The organism is Nostoc sp. CHAB 5715 (assembly GCF_020829685.1).
In the GTDB taxonomy this organism is placed as follows: domain Bacteria; phylum Cyanobacteriota; class Cyanobacteriia; order Cyanobacteriales; family Nostocaceae; genus Nostoc.
This window is the reverse complement of record NZ_JAIVFR010000185.1, coordinates 1-9,517: the sequence shown is the minus strand read 5'-3', so window position 1 is coordinate 9,517 and position 9,517 is coordinate 1. Positions and strand designations below refer to the sequence as shown.

Below are 9,517 nucleotides of genomic sequence, written 5' to 3'. Positions count from 1 at the left end.
ATTGGGGTTATCCGCAGTCAATTGGCGCAGAGCTTTAAGTTTCTGAGTAATCTCGCTAGTTGCAGTGCGATAGGGTTCTAGATACCGTTCTTTGCCCGTGAGAAGATAGCCCCGTTGTCCAGTCTCTGCATCTTTGATCTGTGACATTACTTCTTTAGTCTTTTCCAGCACCTCGCGTGTATGTGTTACCCATTGAGCGTTTTCTCTATACTGAAGCAAACTAAGATACGAGACTACGCCAACACCAGTCATAATTGCGACTGCTATTACAAAACTGCCCGTATTCTTTTTGTAAATAGCCCATTCCATTTTTTACCTTCCTATTTAAAAAAGTAGCTGCTGACTAAACTTGGTAAAAACGGTGAGCCAGCTCTTTAGACGGGTAAAAGTTGCTCTCTACTGGCTGTCTTTTCTGCAAGATATTACCGCCGCGATCGCAGCGTTAGCGACGTTAGAGCCTCACCCGTAGCGTCCCGCTCTTAAGGAGAAGGGTGAGTAGCAGCCCCAGTCCAAGCGGCTATATTTTTGTTCCACCAAACAACACCCATGAAGAAATTGGCTTGCTGAATAAGAAGTATGAAAATGATTTTGTTTAATATCAAAACCCATATAAAGACGCGATATAACATCGCGTCTTTATATTTGAATTCATACTTGAAATCAGCAATGCCAAAAGTTTTTTACGATACTAATCGTCATAGTCGTGCTAACTGATACCAAGTTTCTTAACTTCTAGAGCAAACTAGCTTTAATAAAGGATATCTATATTAGTTAATTATTGTGAGGGTATATTTTCTGACTCATAGGAAGGCAAATAATAAATTTTGTTAAATGATTCAGTATATTTCCCTAACCATATTCAAAAATTTTCGCTTGCATAAATTATGTCAATGTGCTACATCACCTCAGCAATTACACTTAAAAACTTTGATTTTATTAGCTTGATATTAACTTGACTTATTAAATATATACACTAGATAGAGACATAAAGCAATGTAGGGGAGAAGAAAACCAATGAACCCTGTCTTTCCTGCTTTCTTCAGTCAGTGATGCTTCAGAATTGCTGGAATAAGTTCAGAGGGAGTAGGGAGTAGGGAGTAGGGAACCCACCCAAACGAGTAGTGGGATTGAAATAAGGACACTTTATGCCTCGAAGAAGGAGGCATAAATATTTGTTTTTTAGTGGGCTTTAAACCCACAACTGAAGTTTTTCCTTTTTTCACCCTACTCCCCACTCCCTACTCCCCACTCCCTTTTTTTGTAAAAATAATAGGGCATGGGGATAATTAACTCATGCAACTAACTCAAGGCAAGGTAAAGTACCCATGCTCAGGCGCTTAATTGTGATTGTTACTGCGGCTATATTCTTTAGCAATTCCTTGACGCTGGCACAGACTAAAAAGCCCAAACTACCGGATAAATTTCCGCCTAATCCCCTAGAAATTACCACACCCGATCCACTGCTACCACGTTCGCCCAAGGACAAACAGCCATTAACTCTCCAAGAACAGCAAAAGTTAGAACCAGCGCTGGATGCTTTAAACCAAGAAGCAGCAACGAAACTGCAAGCAGGAGATCAGGTGGAGGCGTTTGAAATTTGGAACCGGGAACTTCGCTTGCGGCGATTTTTAGGTTCATTAGCAGAGGTGCAAGCACTATCACGAGTCGGGGCGATCGCTTGGAAGCAAAATGATGGGCAAGAAGTACAATATATTATGCAGCGATTGCAAGCAATTCAAAAGCAGGCACAATCTCAGAAAACAACTGCCCCAATTGATCTCGAATTGTGGCGATCGCTAGGTCAAGCTTACCAAAATGTGCGATCGCCTAAACTAGCTGTGGAAGCTTACGATCAAGTTTTGCTAGTGGTGCGAGAGCAAAAAAATACAACAGCACTTATAGAAACCCTCAAGACAATTGGAGAGGTACATTTGAGTTGGTTTGATTATCTCAAAGCTGCGCCAATTTATGAGGAATTGTTGAGTTTAGCTACATCCCTTGGCGAACGTGTAAACGAGGTAACATATCTGCAACAGCTGGCTGAAATTTACGACCAGACAAACCAACCGCAGCAGTCATTGAATGTACTTAATAAATTAGCAGAAATTTACATTAGTGAAAATAATCTTACTGAAATACCAGAATTAAAACTAGCGATCGCTTCAAATTACGAATCTCTAGCAAAGAAAGATCCTAACTTACTGCTAGAAGCTTTTAAAAATTATCAAGAAGCTTATACCACTGCTTGGCAATTAAAGGAATACGTTCGTTCTGGTGAAGCTTTGCAGAAGTTAATTGCGCTGTACCGTTCTCAAGGACAAACAGACGAGGCTTTGCAGGCTAGCCAAATTCTTGTGGAGACAGAGGCGCAAGCCGCCAACTTTTACGGGCTGATGCAAGCTTATGACCAAATTGGGCAATTGTATCTAGAACGCAAAGAGTTTCCTCAAGCACTAACAGCTTTTCAAAAAGGGTTAGAATTAGCGCAACAACTCAAATATGAGGAAGCATACTTTACTGGACAAATTGAAAAAGTCTCGAAAGCAAATTTGTAGGCAATATTAAAAATGTTTGAATACTTCGACAAGCTCAGTACAAGTTTTGAATTTTGAATTTTGAATTTTGAATTCGGAGCGAAGCGACGTGACTTCCCTATCGGCATTAACTTTACCCGATCACACCGAGTTACCAGACTCAGATGGTACATTTGTGAAGAATCTTCAGGAGCATCCGCAAAGTATCTTAATTACAGATTCAATTAAACCAGTTCTAGAACAACGCCATCCTGACGGTCAATATTGTATTGGACAAGATTCTGGTATTTACTGGCGATTGACAGATCCTCCTGAAAAAGGCGCTGAAGCACCCGATTGGTTTTATGTACCCAATGTACCACCAACTCTGAATGGTAAAATGCGGCGTTCTTATGTGCTATGGAAAGAGTACATCGCGCCGTTGATTGCGCTGGAATTTGTCTCTGGAGATGGTTCCCAAGAACGAGATAATACACCACCATCTCAAGGTGAAGGTGGAAATGTTGGTAAATATTGGGTTTATGAGCAGGCGATTCGAGTCCCTTATTATGGGATTTATGAAGTAGCAAAAGCCCAGATTGAGGTGTATCACCTAATCGATAATACTTATCAACTGATGCAACCCAATGAACGGGGACATTACCCAATTGCTCCTTTAAGGGTAGAATTGGGAATCTGGCAGGGATTTTATCAGAATGCAGAGTTACCTTGGTTACGCTGGTGGGATGCACAAGGAAATTTACTGTTAACGGGTGAGGAACGGGCAGAAGTTGAGCGACAAAGGGCTGAAACTGAACGACAGAAGCGGCTTTTAATTACAGAGAAGTTGCGTACTCTCTCTGTTGAACAACTCAATGCTTTAGGAATTGATCCAGAAATGTTGGATTAGGGTACTAATACTACATCTTCATATATTTCTGCGTAGGCGTAGCCCGCCGTAGGCATCGCACACCGAAAATCAACGCTAGCTAAATGCACTTCTTGTTCTTTTTCATAAGGGTAAAGTACCCAATGTCCTTCTTCATTGCGACGGAAGCATTCAACACTCATTCGCTCTGGTGAAATTAGCACATATTCTTGTAGTGATTCTAAGTGTCGGTAACTAGCGAATTTCTTGCCTCTGTCATAGCCTTCTGTTGATTCAGAAAGCACTTCGATAATTAAGCAAGGATGAGACTTAAAATATTCAGATTCTCTATCTCGTGTATCATATGTCACCATTACATCGGGATAAAAATAGCGATTTATCAGATCAATTTGTGCTTTCATGTCTAACATGTAGACACGGCAACCACTACCCCGGAGATGGTTTCGTAACAGCATTGATACATTCATGCTAACTGTGACATGAGCATCACTTGCCCCTGCCATTGCGTAGACTTGCCCATCAATATATTCGTGTTTGATTTCACTAAATTTCTCGCCTTCTAGATATTCTTCTGGGGAGATATAGTACTCACTTTGGCTAACGACCATTTTAGTACCTTACTAGTTTTACCAAACATTTTAACTCATACAACAAATTTAATGAGCGACAGCGCCACCAGTTGCTTTCACCTTTTTGAAGAATAAAATAGCAAGACCACTAATTAGTAAAGCAATGCCAATAAAGTAGAAACAATCGTTAAAAGCCATTACAAATGCTTCCCGGCGGACGATGTTGGATATGTATGCGATCGCTTGATTTTGTGCTGTACTTAAATCTGCTCCTCGACTGACAAAATACTGCGTCATTTGGTCAATTCGCTGTTGAGTTTCTGGATTATATAAAGATACTGTATCACCCAATCTATTCGAGTAAAATTGCTCTCTATTAGTTAACGAACCAAACCAATCTTTGCGGCTACCTTCTTCTAAAACAACTTGCAGGGAACCTAACCCAATAGCCATTGCAATAATTCCCCACCAGTCACCTTGTTTCAGTAAATTAAGTTGGGGTTTTTCTTGCTTAATTCCATACCAAACACCAGCTAGCATTAATGCCCCTGGAATTACCACAATTTCTGCTACGAGATACGCTGTAGAAATCCAAGAACCTTCTTCTAAGGTTGCTCCTAAACTTGCTTGAATATCTTGCAGCGAAGCATTAGTTATTTGAATATCCAATACCGCCATAAATGCACCAAGCATGTGGAAAACTAAAGGCATATACAAATCCCTCCTTAACTTTTTGTAAGGGATTACCGTCAGTTACTACATTTTTCCAAGGTTTAACTTTCATTGCCAATAAAGCGGCGATTACAGCAATGTAGCTCAAACCATCAAATAAAAAACAATAAGCAGTTCCAACCCTGGCAATTAGTAAACCGCCGATCGCAGGGCCAATTAATCTAGCACCGTTGATCATCGTGGAGTTGATAGCGATCGCATTGGCTAAATCTTCTCTGTGCTCAACCAATTCTGGCACAAATGCTTGGCGGGCTGGCGCATCTAAGGCGTTAATAAATCCTTGCAACAAACTCAAGGCGATGATGTGCCATACCTGGATCACACCAGTCAGCGCCAGCGCTGCTAATGTTAACGATTGAATCATCGCCAAGACTTGCGTACTAATTAAGGTACGATACCGAGAAAACCGATATATTACTTGACTTCCACAGCAACTTCCGCAGACATCCCCGGTCGGGTGATTTGGCATTATCTTTAGGAGAGGTTAGCGATCGCCCGGTTCAAGATTTCAGAAAACAGTTCCCGGTCAGCAAAGGAAATACCATCCATCGCTTCATCACGCACTGCTGCGGCGATTGGGGGTAAAACGCCTTCCAGTTCCTTACCTGCATCCGTTAGCCAGATTCGCCAGATGCGGCGATCGTGAGTGTCGCGTTCTCGACGCACCAGGCCGCGTTCTTCCATCCGATCTAGTACGCCTGTTAAAGTTCCTCCCACTTGTTTGAGTTTGTCCCCAATACTAGAAGTAGGTAAACCATCTTCTTGCCACAAACAGCACAAAACTAGCCAGTGAAATGGCGTAAGTCCAAAGGGTTCTAGCCTATCTGTAAACTTGCGTCCAAGCAGTTGTGAGACTAATTTGATTCTGTAGCCCAAATTGTATGGTGCCAGATTTTGCTGCCACGAATCTAAAGGTGGGGAGTGATTAGATGTAGAAACCATTTAGCAAAATACTTAGTATGCGTACTATTATTATAACTAGATTAATTTTTTTAGCAATAGTTGCTTGACATCTGTCTTAGGGAATAAATTCAATCAACTGGTACTCTTTGACAGTGCCGATAATGCGGTGAGGTCTAGATAATTTAGGGGACTGCTCAGTGTAAATCCAAGCATAGCTCAAAGCTGGTATTTGGGAAATAGATGCTACTTGTTGGGGGTGAATAGAAAGATAGAAATTAAGCAGTACTTTGGTTTTAGCGTCTATTTGCACATAGTAGGTAGGATGAGATTGAAGAATTGGGGCGATCGCACTTTGTTGTAAAAAAGATTTCAAAACAGGGTTATAGTCACTTAAAAGCCCTATGCTACCCATCATCGCCAAAGCTAGCCAACAGGGAATTAACCAACCTGCAATCCAATAACGCGCTGTGAGAAACTTCTTGCCAAAGTGGTAACGACTAATCCACACCATAGGTAAAATTAACCAACCCAAACCCATAGCCAAGCCAATAGTTGCATACTTGCAGATGTCAGAACCACCCCAACTAAGAACACCAATACTCGCTATTACAAGTAAAACACCGAACCCACCAAAGCCATAACTGAGATTTCGAGGAAGATTCTTTTTTGCAAAAAGGCTTAATATATTTATTTTACCTTTTTCAAGAGGTAATTGGGGGGAAATTCCTGTCTGGTAAATACTACCTAACCAGTTTAAACCCACAGATGCAAACAAAGCTATGAATGGATAAAATTCAAAATTTAAAGCCGCAAATAAATTAGGAAGTATTCTACATAATTACTTAACGATAATTAGAGGTTAGCATTCAAAACATTGTTTATTTATACTATTGTACGGAACTTGCAGCGAAAGTCGGGTAAACCTTAACTAGAATTGATACTTTTCTACTTTGTCGAAAATAAATTTTCATCTAGAGTAGGACAAAGATACCTGCTGCTTACCACATAAAAAAATCTACCTGAAGCCTCTGGCTCATACCTATGGGAAACCAACCTTGATGCTTGAGAGTCTGGTTTCAAAATGGGTAACAGCAACATCCCCTATCAGCTTGATCATCTATGCTAAAAGTTATGCACTCGGCCACCAACTCAGCCACTCCGAATTCCCAGTGGGAGGATTTAATCAAGCTTCCAGCCCCAAACACAGTTCAATGGGACAATATCAAAACCCAATTAGACTTGGTGCTGTTGGCGCTAGAAACCTTAACTGGGATTGGTTCAGAGGCTATGCTTTCGGCGGCAACTGATCTGAATTTAGAGTCAAGAGTACCAGACCGCGTAGCTTTATGGCGACTGCGCCAATCAAATCCCCTACGCAAAGGTCAAGGAGGGCGAAAAAAGCTAGATGTCGAAGAAGCGCGATCGCTTGTTCTGATCATCTGCTACCTAGCTAAACAGCACCAGGAATTGATTCGCCGCGCTGTCGGACTGTTGGAACAAATGGCAGGAAATAACCGGGAACCTCACCAGGCTGCTTTACTTGGAGATTATATTGATGCTTTTTGCAACACCTACCAAGAGCGGATGGAAGAGGACGAGAAAATCTCAACGGATTTACTTACCAACCTGGCCCTAAAACTGCTTGTAGAGTTACTTTTTTACAGTGCTCCTGGTGGGCATCGGCGTCTCTGGCTAGCACTTATAGACCGTTCTACAAAATTTTAGATTTTAGATTTGAAATTCCTCAACCAAAATTCGCTCATTAAAGTTTGCTAGGTAAGGATTCCCTTTTGATGGTCGTTAGCTCTTGGGCGATGCACTATCAGCACTGTCTTCCTCTTTGCACCTGAATCAGTTTGCATAACAGAAGGAACTTGACAAAATTCTGAGTGGAGGAATCCGCAGTTTCAACTTTTCTTTGCAAGCAACTGGCTTAACTTTTTTGCAAAATTCCAAATAGTCTTCTTCGCAGTTCCTGCCATGCCTCTATCAAATTCTGTCACTCGTTGCTACACACCCCCTACTTGCACGCTAGAAGTATTCGCGCAAAGCTCACCTCTGTCGCGTTGGATGGGGAAAACTGTCCTCAAGCATCTGAGCTTTGAGCTTCGTTTTGATGATCCCCAACTATCAGAAAAACACAAAGTTCTAATTCGGGGCGATCGCGATCAACTTGAAGCTTTATGTGATGCAGTCACAAGCTACGTACAGCAATTCCTCCAACAGTCTCCAGAAAGCTTTTGCGTTAGTTTTTTCGATACCCAGGAGTCAAGCACAGCATTAGGTGAGCCGGAATTAAAGTCCTCTACAAAAATATTAAATTCCTTTAGTACCCAGATTCCTGGGGCAAATATCCGCTTAGAACCAAGCAGCCATTTAACTCACAACTTATTTCTCGGTTCTCTCGCCAACCAATCATCCGGCCCCGTAATTCAACTCAGTCTGTTGCAACTATTCGATTTGGCCAGTGCTTTAGATGAGTACTCAACTGATGTCATGGCCCTCCCAACTCTCAACAGCACTTCGACTCTGAGGTTCCCTGCTTGGGCACCTGTTGCCGCAGTATTAGTATTAGGTGTAGGTTTTTTACCAGTTACTTGGCAATATGCTAACAACCTTAGGGAAAAGCAACAGCAGATAGCCAAAACAGCAGATCCAGCAGCAGTAAAGTCTGCTTTAGAAACTTCACCTTCACTAAACTTTCCCACGCCTCAACCTGGACTCAATAATCCATCAGATAATTTGCTAGGTTCCACCCCTCCACTTTCCACATCCACTTTACCCCAAGCACCTCTAACAGCCCCTAGTTCTAGTTTCTCTACACCGCCACCTTTAAATGCGTTAACAATACCTCAGGACAAGACTTCAACCCTTTCCACTAATGGAGCGATGCCTCCGGCGAGCTTCTCTACGAGACGCTCCGCGAACGCTAACGCATCATCTAGCAAAATCCCAGGTCAGGAAATTGCTATATTACCAAATCTTGCACAAAACTCTACAGGGTCAACTACCCAACCTGGTACTCTGCCTAAGCTGCGGGATTTGCCACCCAGGCTATCTTCTAACACAAACAGCTTACCAACTAATATCTCACCAGTTGTCCCCCCGTCTCTTAACACCATACCCAATAGTGGTAATACTGCTACCCAACCCTCCCAACTAACCTCACAACAGCTAGAGGAAAGAATTAATTCCCTACAGCAATCTTCTCCTGGAGAGAAACCTGCCTCACAACTTTCCTCCTCTAGAACTGCGGATAATAATCCCTTTATCGATCAATTAGGGAACGAACGCCAAAGCCCCAAATCTACAGAAGTGGCTACTGGCACATTATTTGATACACCTCAAGTAGCAGAAGCTAGAGAATACTTAAAAAAACGTTGGCAACCACCCACTGGACTAGGACAAACATTAGAGTACAGTTTGATAGTCAGTGTTGACGGCACAATTGAACGAATTATTCCTCTCAATAAGGCAGCAAGAGACTTTGTTGATAGCGCTGGAATGCCTGAAGTTGGGAAACCTTTTGTTTCTGCCAATAAACGCGGACAAAATGTCAAAATTCGAGTTGTTCTCACTCCTGATGGCAAGGTACAGACTTTTCCAGATGAATAAGTAAATTAATCTGTTTAATGCCACTTATAAAACTGGTACAAATCTTGTGCCAGTTTCTATTTACTTCAATTGCTCTTGAGCTTGCTTTTTGGAGTCCAGTTATCAAACTGGTCTTACTATTGATACCAGTAAACCTACCAATCAATACAATCACTGTTAATACCAATTCTCCAAAATCAAACTATAGATACAACTTTGCAAACCCAGATGAAATCTGACTTTTTTTAATTACGAATTGGTATAAATCACTCATATCAAAGGTAATAAATATGCAAACGATTGGTACTCAAAAAGAC

Annotated in this window: 9 protein-coding genes and 1 pseudogene; 4 read left to right on the top strand and 6 right to left on the bottom strand. The window is 41.7% G+C overall.

Annotated features, from left to right (window positions below):
- A partial coding sequence (locus LC574_RS12455; protein WP_229453808.1) for a CHASE3 domain-containing protein occupies nt 1–309 on the bottom strand: 309 nt, incomplete at its 3' end.
- Between the two features lie 1,016 nt (nt 310–1,325).
- Here LC574_RS12455 and LC574_RS12450 point away from each other — a divergent pair.
- Both LC574_RS12450 and LC574_RS12445 read left to right on the top strand, forming a co-directional pair.
- The gene (locus LC574_RS12450; RefSeq protein ID WP_229453807.1) at nt 1,326–2,555 is read left to right on the top strand and encodes a lipopolysaccharide assembly protein LapB; all 1,230 of its coding nucleotides are present in this window, start codon (nt 1,326–1,328) and stop codon (nt 2,553–2,555) included.
- A gap of 88 nt (nt 2,556–2,643) precedes the next feature.
- Nucleotides 2,644–3,423: a Uma2 family endonuclease gene (locus LC574_RS12445; protein ID WP_229453809.1), complete on the top strand. Its 780-nt coding sequence runs from the start codon at nt 2,644–2,646 to the stop codon at nt 3,421–3,423.
- Here the strand turns inward: LC574_RS12445 and LC574_RS12440 are convergent.
- The 5 genes and pseudogenes from LC574_RS12440 to LC574_RS12420 all read right to left on the bottom strand — a co-directional run bounded on the left by LC574_RS12440 (nt 3,420) and on the right by LC574_RS12420 (nt 6,381).
- Nucleotides 3,420–4,010, bottom strand: coding sequence for a Uma2 family endonuclease (locus LC574_RS12440; RefSeq protein WP_229453806.1), 591 nt, complete (start codon nt 4,008–4,010; stop codon nt 3,420–3,422). The genes LC574_RS12445 and LC574_RS12440 overlap by 4 nt on opposite strands.
- Nucleotides 4,011–4,058: 48 nt before the next feature.
- Nucleotides 4,059–4,682: a hypothetical protein gene (locus LC574_RS12435; RefSeq protein WP_229453805.1), complete on the bottom strand. Its 624-nt coding sequence runs from the start codon at nt 4,680–4,682 to the stop codon at nt 4,059–4,061.
- Nucleotides 4,666–5,118, bottom strand: a pseudogene (locus tag LC574_RS12430) (MFS transporter); the annotation flags it as partial. The gene LC574_RS12435 and the pseudogene LC574_RS12430, both read right to left, overlap by 17 nt.
- Nucleotides 5,119–5,177: 59 nt before the next feature.
- Nucleotides 5,178–5,645 carry a MarR family winged helix-turn-helix transcriptional regulator gene (locus LC574_RS12425; protein WP_229453804.1) on the bottom strand — a complete coding sequence of 156 codons (468 nt, stop codon included), beginning with the start codon at nt 5,643–5,645 and terminating at the stop codon, nt 5,178–5,180.
- Between the two features lie 76 nt (nt 5,646–5,721).
- Nucleotides 5,722–6,381, bottom strand: a complete 660-nt coding sequence (locus tag LC574_RS12420) for a hypothetical protein (RefSeq protein ID WP_229453803.1) — start codon at nt 6,379–6,381, stop codon at nt 5,722–5,724.
- A 344-nt stretch (nt 6,382–6,725) separates the two neighbouring features.
- On the opposite strand from LC574_RS12420, the gene LC574_RS12415 reads away from it, so the two are divergent.
- Complete coding sequence (locus LC574_RS12415) at nt 6,726–7,331, top strand: DUF3038 domain-containing protein (protein ID WP_229453802.1); 606 nt, start codon at nt 6,726–6,728, stop codon at nt 7,329–7,331.
- Between the two features lie 255 nt (nt 7,332–7,586).
- The gene (locus tag LC574_RS12410; RefSeq protein WP_229453801.1) at nt 7,587–9,221 is read left to right on the top strand and encodes a DUF4335 domain-containing protein; all 1,635 of its coding nucleotides are present in this window, start codon (nt 7,587–7,589) and stop codon (nt 9,219–9,221) included.
- Nucleotides 9,222–9,517 lie beyond the last annotated feature (296 nt).

What these genes read in the sequence shown, in the direction of transcription:
- LC574_RS12410 (WP_229453801.1), top strand. Translation starts at nt 7,587, where the DNA reads ATGCCTCTATCAAATTCTGTCACTCGTTGCTACACACCCCCTACTTGC.
- LC574_RS12425 (WP_229453804.1), bottom strand. Translation starts at nt 5,645, where the DNA reads ATGGTTTCTACATCTAATCACTCCCCACCTTTAGATTCGTGGCAGCAA.
- LC574_RS12435 (WP_229453805.1), bottom strand. Translation starts at nt 4,682, where the DNA reads ATGCCTTTAGTTTTCCACATGCTTGGTGCATTTATGGCGGTATTGGAT.
- LC574_RS12415 (WP_229453802.1), top strand. Translation starts at nt 6,726, where the DNA reads ATGCTAAAAGTTATGCACTCGGCCACCAACTCAGCCACTCCGAATTCC.
- LC574_RS12440 (WP_229453806.1), bottom strand. Translation starts at nt 4,010, where the DNA reads ATGGTCGTTAGCCAAAGTGAGTACTATATCTCCCCAGAAGAATATCTA.
- LC574_RS12450 (WP_229453807.1), top strand. Translation starts at nt 1,326, where the DNA reads ATGCTCAGGCGCTTAATTGTGATTGTTACTGCGGCTATATTCTTTAGC.